We start from the raw sequence: 17,855 nt of genomic DNA, 5'->3' as shown, positions 1-17,855 counted from the left end.
CGGCGTGCCGCGGCAGCTGACCGAGGCGAACGTCCTCGACGTGTGGGAGAACGGGCTCGCCGGGCCACCGGTGGCTCGTTCCCTCCTGTTCGCCTCGATGGCGGCACCTAGCGGGAGCAACGTCGCGGACTTGCCCCTGAGTGCGCTCAACTCCCTTCTGCTCGAGCTGCGCCGCGGTGCCTTCGGCGACGCGCTGCCGTGCACGGCGGAGTGCCCGGAATGCGGTGAGAGTCTCGATGTCACCGTGGCTGCGGCCGAGCTGCTGCCTCCCGGGGGTGGCGCTGCCGTGGCCGCCACGGCGACTGTGAAGTCGTACGGCAGGACGGTCACGTATCGCGCGCTGACCGGCCGAGACATCCGCTCCGTCGATCCCGCCACGCCCCGCGCCCGCCAGGCCCTGCTGCGTCGCTGCGTCTTGCGCGTCGACCCGCCCGCCGGCGACCTGCCCGACGAGGTCCTCGAGGACGTCGCTCGGCGGCTCGCCGACGACGACCCCGGGGCCGACTCCGTTGTTTCCTTGAGCTGCCCGCAGTGCGAACACAGTTGGGATGCGGCCCTCGACCTCGCCGACCACCTGTGGGCCGACGTGTCCGAGTACGCGCGCCGTCTCCTGCACGAAGTACACGCCCTCGCTCGGGCCTACGGCTGGACGGAGGCCGACGTGCTCGCGATCAGCCCGACGCGGCGGAAGTTCTATCTGGAGGCGAGCACCGGATGAACGACTTCGTGGACCGTCTCCTCGGGACACCGGGACCGAGGTTGAGGCCGCTCACACCGAACGCGTTCGATCCAGGCGCTCCGCGGTTGCCGGGATCTGATCAGGGGTCGTCGGTGTACGCCCCTGAGGTCGAGGTCGAGGTCGAGGGGGAGGTGGAGGCGCAGGCGCTGCCGTCCGGGGAAGCGGTGGTGGAGCCGATGCACGAGCTGAAGACGGGAGTTGGGGAGCTCTCGTACGAGGCGGCTCCGGGCGAGGGGATGGGCGTGGTCGGGGGCGAGGAGGCGGATCTCGGTACGACCGGTGGGGCAGGTGGGCGTGGGGGTGTCGTGGAGGTCGCACGCCCCGCCGCCGGCAAGAGCGCACATCCGGTTGGCGGGGAAGGTGTACCAGTGCTCAGCGGGAAGGACGTACGACTGACCGGAGGGAGCCCTTGGCCGAGCGCGTCGTCGCGACCGACGTCGGATGCCGAGCCCTCTGCAGAGGCTCGCGGTCGCGGCCATCGTGAGCGGGATGACACTGCACGGCCAGCCGGGGGGAGGGCGTTCCCTCCAGCCCTCGGGGGCCAGGTCCCCGACGAAGCGACCGTGTCCGAAGCACCGCAGGCACAGCGATCGCAGCCCGCACGCACAAGCCCCGCCGTCGGCCACAGCACCCCACCGAACGGCTCGGCCACGACAGACCCCGGCCAAGACCCCACAACCAACAAGCCACCCACACCACGCCCAACTCACCCTCCCGCTCCCGCACAGACGCCCAGCCCCGCCATCACCCACAACACTCCACCGAACGGCCCGGCCACGACAGACCCCGGCCAAGACCCCACAACCAACAAGCCACCCACACCACGCCCAACTCACCCTCCCGCTCCCGCACAGACGCCCAGCCCACACCTCCCTCCTTTGCCGACAGGGGCCGGCGCAGCGCCTCAAGGTGACACGGTGTCTCCCGGGAGACCAGGCGCGCCGATGCGGGAGTCCGAAACGCGGAGCGAGGGCTTCGGCGTATCCGCCGGGAGCTCCGCCACATCTCCCTCCCCGGTGCCCGCCGAGGCCGCGCACGCCGCAGCGCGACCAGCCGCATCACCGCTACGAACGACAGCGCCCGAAAGGCCACCGGTCCCGCCGACTCTCTCGCCCTCACCATCACGGACATCTGCACCCGCTTCGAATCCGCCCCCATCAGCGCCGACACCGTCACCAGCTTCGGCACGTCCACAGGCGCCGTCGTCGCCCTCACCGGCGCCTACGCCTACACGGACATCGTCGCCGTCGCCGGAGTTTCGGCCAACCAAACCCTCCACTTCGGGTTCCCTCCGTCGACCACCCCCGACCCGCCCCGAACTCCCACGCGACCCCGCCGCCGACTCCACCGCTGCGCAGAGACCCCCGACGCACTCAACCGTCGTCCGCGTCACCATTGACCACCTGGTCGTCCGCACCGCCTCTCCCCGCCTCGTCGACGGCACTGACCCTGCTCCGCACCGCAAGCCCCGGCTCAGTCTTGAGGAGTACCTCGGGAGGCGGGCGTGAGTGATGCGTTGGCGATCGCCGCCGTGACCGAGACACTGCGGGCCGTGCTGCACGGGCACCTCCAACGGACTGTGCCCGGAGCGGAGGTGACGGTCCGACATCCGGGGGATGTCGCCGCAGCCATCGCCGAGGGCGGCGGCACGAAAGGCGTGCTCAACCTCTTCCTCCACCAGACCGGCATCGACCCCGCCTGGCGCAACGCCGATCCCGACGGCTCGCGTCCCGGCGAGTCTCGGCATCCCGCGCTGCCGCTGGTCCTGCACTACCTGTTCACCGCGCACGTACCCGCCGGTGAGAACTCGACTGTCCCCGAGCGGCTGCTCGGTGCGGCCATGGCGGCCTTGCACGAGCGGCCGCAGCTGCGTGCCGACGACCTCATGGCCGCCGCCGGCTTCAGTGATCTGCATCTCCAGCAGGAGCCGGTGAAGGTCACCCCGGCGATGATGACAGCCGACGAGATGCGCCTTCTGTGGGCGGCCCTGGGCCACGGTTACCGGCTGTCCGTTGCCTACGAGGCACGTGTCGTGCTCATCGACAGCGCGACGCCCGGCCGGGCACCCCTGCCGGTGCTACGGCGCGGGGCGGCAGGGACCGGGCCCGAGGCGATGCCTACGGCGGCCGCGCGCTGGCCGGTACTGCTGGACGTCGTACCGTCGATCGCCACGTCCGGCTCGGACATCGTGCTCAGCGGGAGCGGGTTTCAGGCGGGGACGCCGAGCGTTCGTCTGACGCACCCCCTGCTCGGCGGGCCGATCGTGCTGCCGGCCCGCGCGGACGAGGCCGGCTCGTTGCGGGCGACGCTCGGCGAGGAACTCGGCGTGGGGCGCTGGTCGGCCGTCGTCGTCCTCACCGCGCCCGACGGCAGTGTCCGGACCACCGAGCCACGGCACTTCCACATCGCGCCGCGCATCACCAACTCGCTGCCGATGAACGCCGAGCGGGACAAGAAGGGGACGGTTGCGCTGGTCGTGAAGTGCGCGCCCCCCGTGCATCCCGGCCAGCGGGCCGAGCTGTTGTTGGCGGATCGGCCCGTGCTCGCGGAGCCGTTCATCCGGGCGACCCGGACACTGCGGTTCCGGCCGGAGGCGAGCGCGCCAGGGCGCTATCCGCTGCGGTTGCGCGTCGACGGGGTGGACAGCCCGCTGATCGATGTGGAGGCCGGGCGGTTCGACGTCGACGTGGCGGTGGTGATCACATGACGACGAACACGCGCGTCGAGGTGTGCGTCCGTCGGCTGGTGTGGGACGGGGCCGGCCCACCCTCGCCTGTTGCGCTGTGCGCGGCTGTCGAGGCCGAACTCGCCGTGCTGCTCGGCAACTCCCTCACCGTCGGGGACCTCGATCCGGCCCTGCCGGCGGACTCCGCCCTCGCCGCGCACGCCCGCCGGATCGCCCGCGCCATCCAAGAGGTGCTCCGGGCAGGGCAACCGCCGGACCCGCACCACCGATTTCCCCACGTCGACAGGCCACTGGCCCCCGACGTCGCCCCCACGCCCACGCCAAAGGCAGGAGCCCCCACCCCATGACCGCACCCGCTCCCCGCCGCGGCGGCTTCGTCTTCCTGGACCCTGAGCAGGGCCAGGTCCTGCGGATCACGCCCTTCCAGTACAACCCCGACAGCATCAACCGCACCCTCCAGCCGCGCGGCATCGGCGCCGATGCCGGTGACCGGCTGGAGGCGTTGCGGTTGCAGGGGCCTGCCCGGGAGACGTTTCGGATCGACGCGGAGTTCGACGCCGTGGACCAACTGGCCTCGAAGGCCATGCCGGCACCGCCCACGGGGTCGGGGCTGAGTGCGACGCTGGCCGCGCTGGAGAGCGCCGTCACCCCCACGAGCGCCCAGCTGACCCGGCAGAACGACCTGGCCGGGCAGGGAATCCTGGAGATCGCCCCCGTGCAGGCCCCGCTGTCCGTCCTGGTGCTGGGGCCGCGCCGGGTTCTGCCCGTGCGGATGCTGGACATCGATGTGACGGAGGAGGCGTACGACGGGGAGCTGAATCCCATCCGGGCGCGCGTGACATTGACGGTGCGGGTCCTCACCGTCGACGACGTCGGATTCGGCCACAAGGCCGGGGGTCTCTACCTCCAGTACCAGCAGGGCCGGGACCGCCTCGCGGCAACGGTCGCGAACGGCCCGGCGACCGTCGGCTACACGGGCGGTTGAGCCGTCCACCCACCAACAGTCGAAGGAAATCGGCATGTTCGAGCCCAGCAGCAGGTACCACGGGGTCCCTACGACGACGCACACTCTTGCGGACGGCCGGACCGTCACGCACCTGCGCCGCCGTATCCTGCCCCGGCCAGGGGAGCTGACCTCCGTCGGCGAGCATGTCGTCACCGCCGGCGAACGGCTCGACGGCATCGCGGCCCGACGGTACGGCGACCCGGAGCAGTCGTGGCGGATCGCCGACGCCAACCGGGCGATGCAGCCGGACGAGTTGACGGCCGTGCCGGGCCGGAGACTGCGGATCACCCTGCCCACCGAGGCGTCGGCGGCGGCTGTCGGCGGCGAACGGGCGTGGTGATGAGGCACAGCCCGCAGGTGATGCTGCTCCTCGGCGACACCGTGCCCGCTCCGGCCCCGGCGGCGTTCGTCGACGCGCTGCACGGAGTGCGGATCACCTCGGCCGGCGGGGCGACGAGCGGCTTCCAGCTGACCTTCTCGGTCGCTCCCGGCTCCCCGCTGTCCCGGGCGGTCCTGCCGGACGGGGCGCTGCACGCGAAGAAGCGGGTCGTGGTCGCCGTGGTCCTCGCGGGCCGGTGCCATGTGCTCGTGGACGGTGTGATCACGCATCAGGAGCTGCACGCTGTGCGGGCTCCCGGTGGGTCGTTCCTCGTCGTCATCGGTGAGGATCTGTCGCTCCTGATGAATCTGCGGCACGTCCGGCGGGCGTACCCGGGACTCTCGCCGGAATTGCGGGCGACGGCGGTCTGCGCCGCGTACGCGCAGTACGGCATCACACCGAAGGCCGTGGCGCCGGTGCTCTCGGACCAGCCGAATCCGCTGATCGACATTCCGGTGCAGGCGGCGACCGACCTTGCCTACCTGCGGGCGATGGCCGCGGACGTCGGCCATGTCTTCCAGCTCGAGCCGGGGCCTGCCCCGGGAGTCAGCACCGCCTACTGGGGGCCGCAGCGCCGCGAGGGGGCCCTCCAGCCGGCTCTGACGACCGGGTGCGGCGCGGCCGACAACGTGGAGGAGCTGACGTTCTCCTTCGACGGTCTTGCCACGTCCCGCTACGGCACGTACCGGCTCGAACCTCCGTCCACGACGGCCTCCGAGGCGAGCGCGCCCGAGCCGCTCGTCCTGCGCGGATCCCTGGCGGCCCGCCCGGCCGAGGCGCTGCGCGTCGGTGCGCTCGCCGGGCAGACCGGCCGCTCCCTGACCCGGACCCTGCTGGCCGGACTCGGCCGCGAGGTCGCCGCCGACGCGGTCACCGGGCACGGGACCGTCGACGTCCTGCGCTACGGCCATGTCCTGGCCGCCCACGCCCTGGTGGGCGTGCGCGGGGCGGGAGCGGCGTACGACGGGCGCTATCTCGTGGCCGCGGTGACCCACGACCTCACCCGGGACACGTTCAGGCAGCACTTCACGCTGGTCCGCGACGGACTCGGCGCCGACACCCGGGTGGTGACCGTATGACAACAGCGCAGACGCACACGACGCATCAATGGCACGGCCTGTACGAGGCCGTAGTGGTCGACGCCAAGGACCCGACCGGGGTCGGGAGGCTTCTGGTGCGGGTGCCGGAAGTGCTGGGCGACGAGGCACAGGTGTGGGCCGCCCCGTCCACCCCGCTGGCCGGTCCGGACTGCGGCATGTATGTGGTGCCTCCGGCGGACTGCGGTGTGTGGGTGCGGTTCCTCGACGGGGACCCCGAGCGGGCCGTGTGTGCCGGGTACCGGTGGGGTGGGTCGCAGGACGTGCCGTCGGCGGCGAAGTCGGCGCCGCCCGGCGTCCCGCAGATCGTGCTGGCCACCCCTTCCGGCAACGCCCTGGTCATCAGCGACATGCCCGGACCTGCGGGCGGGATCAAGCTCCAACTGCACGGCGAGAACGGACCGTTCATCAAGATCGATGAGATGTCGATCGAGATCTCCTGCGGGTCCGGACTCGCCACGCTCAAGCTCGTCGGACCCCAACTCATCGTCAACGACGGTGCGCTGACGGTGGTGTGAGGATGACATGCCCGGATTACTGCTCCACTACGGCGCGTTGATGATGTGCGCCCATCCGCCCGGCCTCGTGACCATTCCCGCACCGGTGCAGCAGCGCGTTCTGGTCGGCCCTCATCCCGTCGCCACCAGCGCCGACACGTTCCTGGTGGCGGGCTGCAGCTTCCCGGCAGCCACCCTCGGGGCGCCGCCCTGCACGAGCATCGTGTGGCTGCAGACCTCCACGCGGGTGTTCGTGGGCGGGCTGCCCGTCCTGCTCCAGCCGAGCCCGCCGGTCAGCCCCGGCCCGGCGATGGGGGTCGGCACGCCGCCGCCCAATCCCCCGCTCGTGCAAGCCATGCAGTTGCGGGTCCGGGGGATGTGAGCGCCATGGACGTCGCCTTCCCCTATCGCGTCGACGTCTGTGGCCGCACGGCGTCGGCCGCCTACACCGAACACGTTCGGGAGATGGTCGAACTGGTCCTCTTCACCAGCCCGGGCGAGCGGGTCAACCGGCCCGACTTCGGCTCCGGCCTGCTCGACCTGGTCTTCTCCGGAAACAGCCCCGAACTCGCCGCGACCCTGGAGGTGACCGCCCAGGCGGCCCTGCAGCGCTGGCTCGGCGACCTTCTCACCGTGGAGTCCCTCACCGTGACCGCGGACGAGGCGACGCTCCATGTGCGGGTCGCCTATGTCCTGATGGCCACCGGGGAGAACCACACACTGACCGTGAGTGGGGGGACCGGCTCATGACCGTGGCGTACGGGCGCCGGAGCGGTCCGGCCGGCATCGAGGAGGTACGGGCACACCCGGACCGGCGAACGCTGAGCGTGAGGTTCTCCGGGGTGCTGCCGCGGCACGTGGACCGCGCCAGCTTCGTGATCGAGGGCGGGCAGCGGGTCGTCGGCATCCGCGTACTGCGGGTCGTCCCCGAGCTCGGCGAGGAGCTGGAGCCCAGAACGGAGGAGTCCGGAAGCGGTGCGCCCGCGCACCGGTTCCGGCTGTTCCTCGACCGTCCCGGGGACGAGTCCACGTACCGCCTGCGCGTTCTGGGGCACGGCTTCCACGGCGCCCTCGACCGGGCCGACTTCACCTTCCGCCCCACCGCCCACCGCCCGGAGAACATCTGCGGCACGACCCGGGCGCCGAGCCGCCCCGCACCGTCCATCGACTACCTGGCCAAGGACTACGCCAGTTTCCGCCGCCTTCTCCTGGAGCGGCTGTCCCTCACCCTGCCGCAGTGGACCGAGCGCCACGTCCCCGACCTCTGGGTCACCCTGGTGGAGCTGCTGGCCCATGTCGGAGACCGGCTGAGCTACCAGCAGGACGCCGTCGCCACCGAGGCGTACCTCGACACCGCGCGGCTGCGCACCTCGGTGCGGCGGCACGCACGCCTCGTCGGCTACCCCATGCACGACGGCTGCGCGGCTCGCACGGTCGCGTGCGTGGAGACGGCCGCACCGCGGTCGGTGCGGACCGACGATTTGGCCTTCGCCGCGCAGCCGGATGACGCGCCCGGCCCGGAGAGCGGCCCGGTGCTGTCCGTCGAGGCCCTCGTCTCGGGGCCGCACCCGGTCTACCGGCCCCTGGAGCGGCGCGAGATGCGGCTGCGTCCGGAGCACAATGGCATCGCGCTGTGGGCCTGGGGCCAGGACGCGTTCCACCTGCCTGTCGGCACGACGCGGGCAGCGCTGCTCGACGCGGAGCGTGCGCTGGACCTCGCCCCCGGCGACCTCCTCGTTCTGGAGGAGCTGCGGGCCCCCGACGGCGGCGCACCCGACCCCGGCCACCGGCAGGCGGTCCGGCTCACCCGTGCCGTCCAGGACCACGACGCGACCGACGGCACCCCGGTCGTGAAGATCGCCTGGGCCGAGGAGGACGCGCTCACGTTCCCGCTGTGGGTGGGCAACCCGCCCGGACCCGACGGCCGGACGGGCGCGACCGTGCTGGCCCGCGGCAACGCGCTCCTGGTCGAGCACGGTCTGGCGAACACATGGCTGCCCGGCGGCGATACCGACGAGCTCATCGAGGTGCCGGAGACGGTCCGCCGCTTCAGGGCGGCGGTGCGCGGTGTGCCCGTCACCTGGTCCCCGCCCCACCCCCGCCCGACGGACCTGGCCGCCGCCCAGGCCCGGCACCTGCGCGGCCTCGCCGCCCGGGCCCGTGAACTGCTGCGCGACTTGCACCAGCAGGCGGGCATCGACGACGGAGGCCGGGACCTCCTGGAAGCGCTCTTCGGTACCTCCCGGCTCGGCGATCCCCACCGGGCCGCCCGCCTGCTCTCCCGCTTCGACCACGTACTCACCGCCCCACTGCGCCGCCTCGAAGCCCTTGCCCGCCGCGCCGACGCCGGATACGTGCTCGACCCCGACGAAGTGGACTGGGAGATCCGGCACACCTGGGGTGCCCGGGCCGCAGACGGCCTGCACCCGGCCAACCCTTCCCTGCACGGCCCCGCGAGCACCGCCCTGCGACCCGACCCGCGCGAGGCTCTGCCCGCGGTACGTCTGGTGGAGGCGGAGGGAGCACGGGCTCAGTGGACACCGCGCCGTGACCTGCTGAAGAGCGGCCCGCGCGACCGGCATGTGGTCGGCGAGAGCGACGACGACGGGGCGCTCACCCTGCGGTTCGGCGACGACCGCTGCGGACGGTCGCCCCGCCCGGGCACCATGCTGCGCGCCGTCTACCGCGTGGGCAACGGCAGTGCGGGCAACGCCGGCAGCGAGGCCGTCAACGGGATCGCCCACCGCGACGGGGACCTGGCGGGCCTGGTCACGCGGGTGCGCAACCCGGTGCCGGCGACCGGTGGCACCGATCCGGAGCCGGTGGCCGACGTGCGCCTCGCCGCGCCCCGCGCCCCCTTCCGCACACTGCTGCGCGCCATCACCGCCGAGGACTACGCCACGCTCGCCGAAGGCCGCCCCGGTGTGCAGCGCGCCGCCGCCACCCTGCGTTGGAACGGCAGTTGGTACGAGGCCGACGTGGCCGTCGATCCGGAGCGCACCGCCGTGGCGTCGCCGGAGCTGCTAGAGGACGTGCGCTCCGCCCTGTACCGCTACCGGCGCCTCGGCCACGAGGTCGTCACCCACCCCGCGCAGCTGGTGCCGTTGGATGTGGCCCTGTACGTCCTGGTCGACCCGCACCACGTCACCGCCGATGTACGGCAGGCGCTCGAGCGCCGCTTCCTGCCCAGGTACGCAGGGTTCTTCGACCCGGCGGCGCTCACCTTCGGCACGCCGGTGGCGGCCAGTGCCCTGGTGGCCGTCGCCATGGCGGTGCCCGGAGTGCGGCACGCAGAGGTCACACTGCTGCGCAGACGGCACGCCTCCGGACCGGTGGCCGACAGCCCGGACGTGCCGCCCTCGGGGGAGCTGCGGTTGCGCCCGCGGGAGGTCCCGCGGCTCGACGGCGATATCAGGCGCCCGGAGAACGGGCTGCTCGTGCTGCGCCTGAGAGGCGGACGATGATCACTCCTGAGCCGCCGTCGACGCCGGTGTGGAACCAACCCGGACAGCCCGCGCTGTCGTATCGCGTCGGCACACATCAGCAATTCCTGGACGTGATGTTGGCCCGGCTCCCGCTGGCCGGGGAGGAACCCGGCCCGAGGTGCGCCCTTTCCGCGCTCACGACCCGGGAGCCCGACGACCCCTCGATCGCCCTGCTCGACGCATGGGCCGTGGTCGCCGATGTGCTGACCTTCTATCAGGAGCGCATCGCCGACGAGGGGTTCCTGCGCACCGCGACCGAGCAGGAGTCCCTGGTCCGGCTCGGCCGCCTCGTCGGTCACCGGCCGCGACCCGCGCTGGCGGCCGCCACCCACCTCGCCTACACGCTGGACGCCGGCACCTCCTGTGTCGTACCGGCCGGCTCGCAGGTGCGGAGCGAACCGGAGCCCGGCGGGCTGCCGCTGGTCTTCGAGACCGCCGAGGACCTCACCGCGCGGGCCGACTGGAACCGGCTGCCCGTGCGCACCACCGGGTCGGCCGGCATCACGGCCGAGCTCGCCGCCACCACCGCGTCCATCGACGTCGAAGGGGTCAGGGCCGTCCTGCGCCCCGGTGACCGCCTGCTGTTCAAGTACCGGGATGCCCGGCTGAACGTGACCCGGGTGGTGGGAGACGTGAAACCGGATCCCTCGCAAGGGCGGACCGCCGTACGACTGCGGGTGCCGGACGCGACACGGCAATTGGACGGCGCGGTGGACGCACTCATGGAGGACGTGGAGGAATCCGCCCGCCGGGCGCCCTCGCGCGGCCCCTTCGAGGAGCTCCTCGCGCTGCTGCGGGAGGTGCGGGACCGTGCCGAGGAGCTGCGCGACCCGGACACCTTCGCGGCCCGGCTCGACCACAGGCTGCGCCGACTGCGCGAGCATCTCGCCGACCTCGGCGGGGGTGACGACGCCGACGCCCTGGCCAAGCGGGCCGCCCTCCGGCTCGCCACGGTGCAGGATGCCGTGCGCCGTATGGCCAACGAGCCCGCGCGGCCGGCATCGGCCGAAGCGGAGGCGCTGCTGCACGATCTCGACAGTCCCGGCCGCCCGGTGCTGCACTCCGTGGACCCACTGCTGCGGGCGCTCGACCGGAGCGAGCCCGTGCCGTGCACCCCGCCCGCCGTCGCCGATGCCCTGGGCGCCGGCTCCGACGGCCTGCCCCGCCTGCTGGCCGGCAACCGGCCCGGCCTCACCGCGTCCCTGTACGAGGCGCTGGCCGCCGTCTCCGTCCGGGCCGCCCCCCGGTGGGGTGTGCAGCGCTTCCGAGTCACGGCAGCCCCGCTGGGTGCCTCCATCCCGGACGACGACCGGGTGAGACGGCTGCTGCGCGCCGCCGTACGGGCGCAGCCGGACGCAACCGTTCCGCTCGCGGCGGACGTTCTACTCCTGGACGCGGTGCACGAGGAGATCGAGCCGGGCAGTTGGATCGCGGTGGGCGTGGTGGGCCGTCCACGTACCCGTGTCCTCAAGGTCACCGAGGTCGGCCGCCTTTCGGTGGCGAACGGTCAGGACGCCGTACGGGTGACGCGGCTGCGGCTTGCCGGGCCGTGGACCGAGGACTGCGACGACATCGCCGCCCGGCGGGCCACCACCGTGTGGGCCGCGGGGGAGCCGCTGGTGCTCGCCGCCCCGCCCGATCCGACCGACGTGCAGGGCGGCGCCCTCACGCTGGACGGCATCTTCGAGGGATTCGCCCCCGGACGGCTGCTCATCGTCTCAGGTGAGCGCACGGACGTCCTTCCCGGCTCCGGCACGGGAGTGCCCGGTTGCGAGCTCGCCGTCCTCGCGGGCGTGCGTCACACCTTCGCCGACCGGGTGTGCACGACGCTGCAGTTGACCGCGCCGCTCGCGCACCGCTACCGGCGGGACACGGTCGTCGTGCACGGCAATGTCGTCCCGGCCACCGCGGGCGAGACGGTGACGGAGATCCTCGGCAGCGGTGACTCCGGCCGGGCGGGCCAGGTCCTTCCGCTGCGGCAGAGTCCGCTGGTGTGGCTGCCGTCGGCGACCGCCGAGGGCGGCGAAGAGGCGCTGACCGTCCGGGTCGACGACGTGGCGTGGCAGCGCACCGCCGATCTGGGCGAGGCGGGTCCTGCCGCCCAGGTCTACCGGCTGCGCGCGGGCCCGGACGGCAGGGCCGTCGTGGAGTTCGGCGACGGCCTGCACGGCGCCCGGCTGCCGTCGGGCACGGAGAACGTCACCGCCCGCTACCGTGTCGGCGGCGGCCGCGCCGGCAATGTCGCGGCCGGGCGGATCAGCCAGTTGGTCAGCCGGCCGCCTGGCGTCAGCGGGGTCACCAACCCGCTGCCCGCGACCGGCGGGGCCAACGCCGACGGTCCTGCGCAACTGCGCCGGGCCGTCCCGCTGCGCCTTGCCGCCTTCGACCGGCTGGTGTCGGTGCGCGACTACCAGTCCTTCGCGCGGGCCTTCGCGGGCGTCGGCAAGGCCATCGCGCAGCGCTGCATGGACGGCGGCCGTCCTGTACTGCACGTCACCATCGCGGCCGTCGACGACGCCCCGCTGGATGCCTCCGCCTCGCTGCTCTCCGGGCTTCGCACGGCACTGCGGCGGTACGGCGACCCCCGGCTGTCCGTACAGGTCGAGCCCTGCGAGCGCGTCCGGCTCGTGCTGGTGCTCGGTGTGCGTACGGCCCCCGGTCACCTGCCGGAAAAGGTCGAACTCCGGGTCCGTGAGGCGCTGGCCGCCCGCCTGGGGTTCGCGGAGGCGCACTTGGCCCGGCCGGTGTACCTGAGCGCCGTCGTCGCCGCCGCGCACGGGGTCACGGGCGTGGACTTCGTGAATGTGAGCGCCTTCTGCGGCATCCCTGAGGGCGCCGACCCGGCCGAGGTGGTCAGGTTCGCCGAGCATCCCTCCGTCGCCTCCTGCGTGCCCGCCCTGTCCGCGGGGCCGCGCGCCGTGCGCGACCTCTCCCCCATTGGCGGACCGCCGGATCCGGCCGCCGTCGTCGACGCCGCGCAGGCCCGCACGGTGCGCCTCGACCTACGGGCCGCGCCGAGCCCGGTCGCGCGGCGGCCCCCGCGCCTTGTGCTGCGTCCCGCCCAACTCGTCCTGCTGGACCCGGCGGTGCCCGGGACCCTGTTGCTGCGGAGGATTCCATGACCCCGGACGAGCTGTACGCGCTGCTGCCCGCCGTGCACCGCAGGCGCGACGCGCAACAGGGCGGCCCGCTGCGCGCGCTGCTGACGGTCGTCGCCGAGCAGGCGGCCGTGGTCCAGGAGGACATCGAGCGGCTCTACGACAACTGGTTCATCGAGACCTGCGACGACTGGGTGGTTCCCTACCTCGGGGATCTCGTGGGGTACGAGATCCTGCCCCGCATCGCGGCCGCCCTGTCGGACGACACCTCCCGGGCCACCGGCCTTCCGGCCGCCGCAGTGCCCCGCAGGGACGTCGCCGACACGGTCACGCACCGGCGCCGCAAGGGCACCGTAACTCTCCTTGAGGACCTGGCGTCCGGCGTGGCCGGGTGGCCGGCACGGGTCGTCGAGTACCACCGGCTGCTCTGTCTCACCCAGCCGGTGCGCCGCTACTCCACCGACGGCCGCGACGCCCGCCGCAGGTTGGCGCGCGGTGCGCTGGTCGACGTACGCCGCGCCGGTGTCCTGGACCGCCTGGGCGGCCCGTTCGACGACTGCGCCCGCACCCTGGAGGTTCCGCGCGCCGGTTCCGCCCGCCGCCCCGGCCGCTACGGCGTCCGGTCCGTCGGCCTGCACCTGTGGCGGCTGCGCACCTATTCCGTGACACGAACCCCCGCGTACTGCCTGGATCGCGAGCGGGCCTGCTACACCTTCAACGTGCTCGCCATCGACACGCCCCTGTACACCGCCCCGGTGCCCGACCCGTCGAGCGGCCATGTCGCCGACGAGACGAACGTGCCGGAGCCCATCGGCCGCAGGGCTCTGGCCGAGCGCCTCCACGACTACTACGGGCCCGGCAAGAGCTTGTGCGTGTGGACCGGTCCGGACGATGCCGTACCGCTCGACCGGATCGTCGCCGCCGACCTGTCCGACTGGAGCTACCGTCCGGCCCGTGGGAAGGTCGCCGTCGACCCCTTGCTCGGCCGCCTCACGCTGTCGCCGGGCATGGCTCCCGTCCACGGCGTCCGGGTGACGTACCACCACGCGTTCTCGGGCGACCTCGGCGGCGGCGAGTACCCGCGCCCCGAGCCCGCGACGGCCGGCGCCCCGGAGCGATACCGGGTGGGCCCCGGCGAGGACCACACGAGCATCGCCGACGCGCTCGACCGCTGGACCGCCGGGAAGCGGGCGCACGGCGACAAGACGGAGGTGATCGTGGAGCTCACCGCCAACGAGGTGTACGAGGACCTGACCGACATCCGCCTCGACCCGGGCGACCGCCTCACCCTGCGCGCCGCGGACGGTGTACGGCCCATCGTCCGGCTGACCGAACGGCACGGCGGCGACGGTCAGCGCGCCCTGACCATCAGGGGCGCCGGAAAGCCGACGGCGCGGATCGTCCTCGACGGTCTGCTGGTGACCGGCGGCAGCGTGCGGGTGCGGGGCGCGGTGCAGCGTCTCGTGATCCGGCACTGCACGTTCGTACCGGGCTGGTTGCTGGAGGCGGGCGGCAGGCCGCTGGCGCCGGGGGCGCCGGGCCTTGACATCGCCGACAGTCCGGTGCGTACCGAGATCCACCACAGCATCATCGGCGCCCTGTCCGTCGACGCGGGCGAGGACAACCGCGTCGAGCTCTACGACAGCGTGGTGGACGCCGCCTCCGAGGACGGTGCTGCGGCGATCTGCGCACCGGGCGGCGACCCCGCGGGCGTCCTCCTCACCGCCCGCCGCACCACCGTTCTCGGAGCCGCCCGCGTGCACGCGGTCGACGTGCTGGAGAACTGCCTCCTGGCCGGCCAGGTGTCCGTCGAGCGACGCGACCAGGGCTCCTTGCGCTTCTGCTGGTTGCCCAAAGACTCCCCGACCCCACCCCGGTTCCACTGCGAACCCGACCACTCCATGGATCCGGACCGGGTGAAGTTGCGCTTCGCCGCCACCCAGTACGGCTCGCCCGGCTACGTGCGGCTCGCCGACGACTGCACCGACGCGATCCGCCGCGGCGGCGCCAACAGCTGCGAACCCGGCGCACTGCACCACCTCTTCCAGCCGCAGCGTGAGGACAACCTCCGCGCCCGGCTGGACGAGTACACCCCCGCGGGATGCGACACGGGGCTCTTCTTCGTCACCTGAGCCCATCGCACCCCGTATCCCCGAACTCCCCCGGCCCAGGCAGGAAGCACCTCATGCACGGCGACTTCTCCCGCATCACCTTCGATCCCGCCCGGCGTTTCTCCTCGGTCCTCTCCCAACAGGGGCGGGTCCAGCTCGATGCCGAGATCAACGAGCAGTCCGCGATCCTCCTGCACTACGTGCGCACGCTCGCCGCCGATCTGCTGGGGCCGGCCGCATACCCGCCCGACAAGGACGCCCTCGGCGGGTTCGGGGTCGACGGATTCGACGGGGGCACCTTCAGCGTGGCACCGGGCCGGATGTACGTCGACGGCCTCCTCTGCGAGTGCGACGGCACCGACTACTGGGACCAGCCCGACGGCCACCTCGACTCCGACCTGGAGGACGACCGGCTGCCGTCCGGGCCGTTCCTCGTGTACCTGCGGGTGTGGGAGCGCCTGATCACCGCCGCGGAGGCGCCCTGGATCCGTGAGGTGGCACTCGGACCGGGCGGCCCGGACACGACGGCACGTACCCGCGTGGTCTGGCAGGTGTGCCGGCTCCCGCTGGAGCACGGCTCCTTCCGGCCGGACATGCGCAGCGCCGCCGGCTTCCTGGATGAGCGCCTTCGGGCCGACTTCCACCCGCGTGGTCGGCTCGCCGCCCGGACCAGGCACCCCGACGAGGAGCTGTCCCCCGACGAGCCGCACCCGTCCTCCGGCTACCGCGGTCCCGAGAACCAGTTGTACCGGGTCGAAGTGCACCAGGGCGGCCCGGTCGGGACGGCGACGTTCAAGTGGTCGCGGGAGAACGGCTCGGTCGTGCTGCCCGTCCGGAGGATCGACGGTGCCACGGTCGAGCTGGAGACGCTGGGCCGCGACGACACGCTCGGTGTGGATACGGGCGACGTGGTGGAGATCGTCGACGACGCTGCGGTGTGCCGCTCCGCGTCGGACCAGCCCGACGCGAGGTGCGGACGGCTGTACACGGTCCGTGAGGTCGACTACGCCGGACACGGGGTCGTGCTCGACACCGAACCCACCGGCGCCGGCCGGCGCCCGTCCCTTCACCCCTTCCTGCGCCGGTGGGACAGCGAGTGCGGACAGGAGGGAACGGCCCTTTCCGTACGGGAGGGCGCGTGGCTCCCACTGGAGGACGGCATCGAGATCCGCTTCGCCAGCACCAACGGGCCCCACGTCTACCGCCGCGGCGACTACTGGACCATCCCCGCCCGGGTGCTCACCGGGGACGTCGAATGGTCCCGCAACCGCCAGGGCGAGCCGCTGCGGCGTCGCCCCCACGGGGTGCACTACCGCTACGCCCCGCTCGCCTACATCGAGCCACGCGGCGACGGTTTCGAGCTGGTCGATCTACGGGTGCCGTTTCCGCCTCGGCGGTAGGCCGACGGGGGGGCCGGTCATGGTCCGGCGAAGAGCATTCAACGTCCGGCGAAGAAGATGATGAAGATCATCCAGGCGGCGAAGACCAGGATGACGAGAAGGGCCACGACCCAGTGCGTGCCGCCGGTCGACACTTCGGCGCCGGTGGTCAGGTTGTACAGCCTCTTGACCCGCAGCGTGCCGCGTCTGGCCTCGCCCTCGGCGCGCACCCGGTCCCCCTCGTTGACTGCGCCCTCGAAGGAGTCGCCGCGCATCTCCACCGGGACCAGTCGTGTGGGGCGGCCTCGGCGGTCGTCCTCCACGCGGAAATTGCAGACGATGACCGTGCCGGTGTTGCCCCCGCTGCCGCGCACCTCAGTGCGCACCTGCACGTTGCGCGCCACGCCCTCAACACTGCCGTTGCCGTGGAGGGTGCCGACGGGGAGCGGGGGCTGCGGTTCCGGCTCCGGTTCGACCGGGGAGTTGGACGGGGGCGGTGGGGGGACGTACGGACGGGGCGGCGGCTCCGGAGGAGGCGGTGGCTTCGGAGGAGGCGGTGGCTTCGGCCGCGCGAACACGGTCCCGGGCCAGTGGCGCCGCCACCCTCGCGTCATCGTGTCCTGGCCCTCGTCGTACGCCGGGAGCCAGTGACCGCAGTTGCGGCAGTGCTGGGCGTCGGGCGGTGCCTCGGCTCCGCAACGCTCACATGTCCAGGCGCTGTCCATCGTCGTGACCTAGTCGACGAGGTAGGTGACGTAGTAGGCCGAACGCTTCACGGGTGACGAAGCAAGCCTGGCGACGGAGCCGACCCCGCGCTCGGACGCCTCGATGCGGGTCGAGCCCAGCCGGTCGTCGTCGGAGGCGCTGTCGTGGTCGGAGTTCACCGAGCCCGTCGAGCCGTTGCCCCTCGTCGTGATGTACAGGTCGTCCGGGTCGGGCCACCAAGCCTCCACCCGCCGGATCGTGTCGACGACCTGCCGGGCGTACCGCTGCGGGTCGTTGGACCCGTGGAATCCCGTCTCGCCGTCGGGGAAAACCGCGAAGACGTCATTGCGGCTTCCGGGATACGCGCCAAGACTCAGGGCTTCGTCAGACTCCAAGTCGGTCACTTTGAACCAGGTCATGACGGCCTCCGAGAGGCTCCGAGAGGCGGGAGCGCAGATTGCGGAACAGCGGCTGGGGGAATTCACCGCCGGCGGATCACGGAGATTCGGATCGAGCGGGTACCAGCTCCAGTATAGGAGCGACGACCTCGGGCAGCCACCGCAGAATTCGTTTCGCATTCCACAACTATTTTTCCCCGAAGGGTGATTGCAGTCGCCATCGACCAGGCAGCGCGCGAGACTGGAATGCGGTTGGGCCGGGGGCTCGAACAAGG

At 72.7% G+C, this 17,855-nt stretch carries 15 protein-coding genes; 13 read left to right on the top strand and 2 right to left on the bottom strand.

Going from position 1 to position 17,855, the window contains the following annotated elements; translation table 11 throughout:
* The first annotated feature begins 4 nt into the window (after positions 1-4).
* The 13 genes from ACFYP4_RS03435 (at position 5) to ACFYP4_RS03375 (ending at position 16,498) form a co-directional block, all read left to right on the top strand.
* Positions 5-718 (top strand): hypothetical protein, encoded by a 714-nt coding sequence (locus ACFYP4_RS03435; protein WP_388782394.1) that lies wholly within the window; start codon positions 5-7, stop codon positions 716-718.
* A gap of 1,525 nt (positions 719-2,243) precedes the next feature.
* Positions 2,244-3,446, top strand: a complete 1,203-nt coding sequence (locus tag ACFYP4_RS03430; RefSeq protein WP_388782391.1) for a DUF4255 domain-containing protein — start codon at positions 2,244-2,246, stop codon at positions 3,444-3,446.
* The gene (locus tag ACFYP4_RS03425; RefSeq protein WP_388782389.1) at positions 3,443-3,772 is read left to right on the top strand and encodes a hypothetical protein; all 330 of its coding nucleotides are present in this window, start codon (positions 3,443-3,445) and stop codon (positions 3,770-3,772) included. The genes ACFYP4_RS03430 and ACFYP4_RS03425 overlap by 4 nt, the downstream gene beginning before the upstream one ends.
* Entirely contained in the window at positions 3,769-4,410 is a 642-nt protein-coding gene (locus ACFYP4_RS03420) for a hypothetical protein (protein WP_388782387.1), read from the top strand. Before ACFYP4_RS03425 ends, ACFYP4_RS03420 begins: the two co-directional genes overlap by 4 nt.
* A gap of 34 nt (positions 4,411-4,444) precedes the next feature.
* Entirely contained in the window at positions 4,445-4,771 is a 327-nt protein-coding gene (locus tag ACFYP4_RS03415; protein WP_388782384.1) for a LysM domain-containing protein, read from the top strand.
* Positions 4,771-5,889 (top strand): hypothetical protein, encoded by a 1,119-nt coding sequence (locus ACFYP4_RS03410; RefSeq protein ID WP_388782381.1) that lies wholly within the window; start codon positions 4,771-4,773, stop codon positions 5,887-5,889. Before ACFYP4_RS03415 ends, ACFYP4_RS03410 begins: the two co-directional genes overlap by 1 nt.
* Positions 5,886-6,425: a phage baseplate assembly protein V gene (locus ACFYP4_RS03405; protein ID WP_388782378.1), complete on the top strand. Its 540-nt coding sequence runs from the start codon at positions 5,886-5,888 to the stop codon at positions 6,423-6,425. The genes ACFYP4_RS03410 and ACFYP4_RS03405 overlap by 4 nt, the downstream gene beginning before the upstream one ends.
* Before the next feature lie 7 nt (positions 6,426-6,432).
* Complete coding sequence (locus tag ACFYP4_RS03400; protein ID WP_388782376.1) at positions 6,433-6,786, top strand: hypothetical protein; 354 nt, start codon at positions 6,433-6,435, stop codon at positions 6,784-6,786.
* A 5-nt stretch (positions 6,787-6,791) separates the two neighbouring features.
* The gene (locus ACFYP4_RS03395; RefSeq protein ID WP_388782373.1) at positions 6,792-7,154 is read left to right on the top strand and encodes a GPW/gp25 family protein; all 363 of its coding nucleotides are present in this window, start codon (positions 6,792-6,794) and stop codon (positions 7,152-7,154) included.
* Positions 7,151-9,868, top strand: coding sequence for a putative baseplate assembly protein (locus ACFYP4_RS03390; protein ID WP_388782370.1), 2,718 nt, complete (start codon positions 7,151-7,153; stop codon positions 9,866-9,868). The genes ACFYP4_RS03395 and ACFYP4_RS03390 overlap by 4 nt, the downstream gene beginning before the upstream one ends.
* Positions 9,865-13,011, top strand: a complete 3,147-nt coding sequence (locus ACFYP4_RS03385) for a putative baseplate assembly protein (RefSeq protein ID WP_388782367.1) — start codon at positions 9,865-9,867, stop codon at positions 13,009-13,011. The genes ACFYP4_RS03390 and ACFYP4_RS03385 overlap by 4 nt, the downstream gene beginning before the upstream one ends.
* The gene (locus ACFYP4_RS03380) at positions 13,008-15,119 is read left to right on the top strand and encodes a hypothetical protein (RefSeq protein WP_388782364.1); all 2,112 of its coding nucleotides are present in this window, start codon (positions 13,008-13,010) and stop codon (positions 15,117-15,119) included. The genes ACFYP4_RS03385 and ACFYP4_RS03380 overlap by 4 nt, the downstream gene beginning before the upstream one ends.
* Positions 15,120-15,172: 53 nt before the next feature.
* Positions 15,173-16,498, top strand: a complete 1,326-nt coding sequence (locus ACFYP4_RS03375; protein ID WP_388782361.1) for a DUF6519 domain-containing protein — start codon at positions 15,173-15,175, stop codon at positions 16,496-16,498.
* A gap of 38 nt (positions 16,499-16,536) precedes the next feature.
* Here the strand turns inward: ACFYP4_RS03375 and ACFYP4_RS03370 are convergent, their stop codons facing one another.
* Positions 16,537-16,881, bottom strand: coding sequence for a hypothetical protein (locus tag ACFYP4_RS03370; RefSeq protein WP_388782358.1), 345 nt, complete (start codon positions 16,879-16,881; stop codon positions 16,537-16,539).
* A gap of 330 nt (positions 16,882-17,211) precedes the next feature.
* Complete coding sequence (locus tag ACFYP4_RS03365) at positions 17,212-17,577, bottom strand: hypothetical protein (protein WP_388782355.1); 366 nt, start codon at positions 17,575-17,577, stop codon at positions 17,212-17,214.
* Between the last annotated feature and the right edge of the window lie 278 nt (positions 17,578-17,855).

The organism is Streptomyces sp. NPDC005551 (assembly GCF_042871785.1).
In the GTDB taxonomy this organism is placed as follows: Bacteria; Actinomycetota; Actinomycetes; order Streptomycetales; family Streptomycetaceae; genus Streptomyces.
Note: the sequence above shows the minus strand (reverse complement) of the source record. Positions and strands in the feature narration are given on the sequence as shown.

What these genes read in the sequence shown, in the direction of transcription:
- ACFYP4_RS03410 (WP_388782381.1), top strand. Translation starts at nt 4,771, where the DNA reads ATGAGGCACAGCCCGCAGGTGATGCTGCTCCTCGGCGACACCGTGCCC.
- ACFYP4_RS03390 (WP_388782370.1), top strand. Translation starts at nt 7,151, where the DNA reads ATGACCGTGGCGTACGGGCGCCGGAGCGGTCCGGCCGGCATCGAGGAG.
- ACFYP4_RS03380 (WP_388782364.1), top strand. Translation starts at nt 13,008, where the DNA reads ATGACCCCGGACGAGCTGTACGCGCTGCTGCCCGCCGTGCACCGCAGG.
- ACFYP4_RS03415 (WP_388782384.1), top strand. Translation starts at nt 4,445, where the DNA reads ATGTTCGAGCCCAGCAGCAGGTACCACGGGGTCCCTACGACGACGCAC.
- ACFYP4_RS03425 (WP_388782389.1), top strand. Translation starts at nt 3,443, where the DNA reads ATGACGACGAACACGCGCGTCGAGGTGTGCGTCCGTCGGCTGGTGTGG.
- ACFYP4_RS03400 (WP_388782376.1), top strand. Translation starts at nt 6,433, where the DNA reads ATGCCCGGATTACTGCTCCACTACGGCGCGTTGATGATGTGCGCCCAT.
- ACFYP4_RS03405 (WP_388782378.1), top strand. Translation starts at nt 5,886, where the DNA reads ATGACAACAGCGCAGACGCACACGACGCATCAATGGCACGGCCTGTAC.
- ACFYP4_RS03420 (WP_388782387.1), top strand. Translation starts at nt 3,769, where the DNA reads ATGACCGCACCCGCTCCCCGCCGCGGCGGCTTCGTCTTCCTGGACCCT.
- ACFYP4_RS03395 (WP_388782373.1), top strand. Translation starts at nt 6,792, where the DNA reads ATGGACGTCGCCTTCCCCTATCGCGTCGACGTCTGTGGCCGCACGGCG.
- ACFYP4_RS03375 (WP_388782361.1), top strand. Translation starts at nt 15,173, where the DNA reads ATGCACGGCGACTTCTCCCGCATCACCTTCGATCCCGCCCGGCGTTTC.
- ACFYP4_RS03385 (WP_388782367.1), top strand. Translation starts at nt 9,865, where the DNA reads ATGATCACTCCTGAGCCGCCGTCGACGCCGGTGTGGAACCAACCCGGA.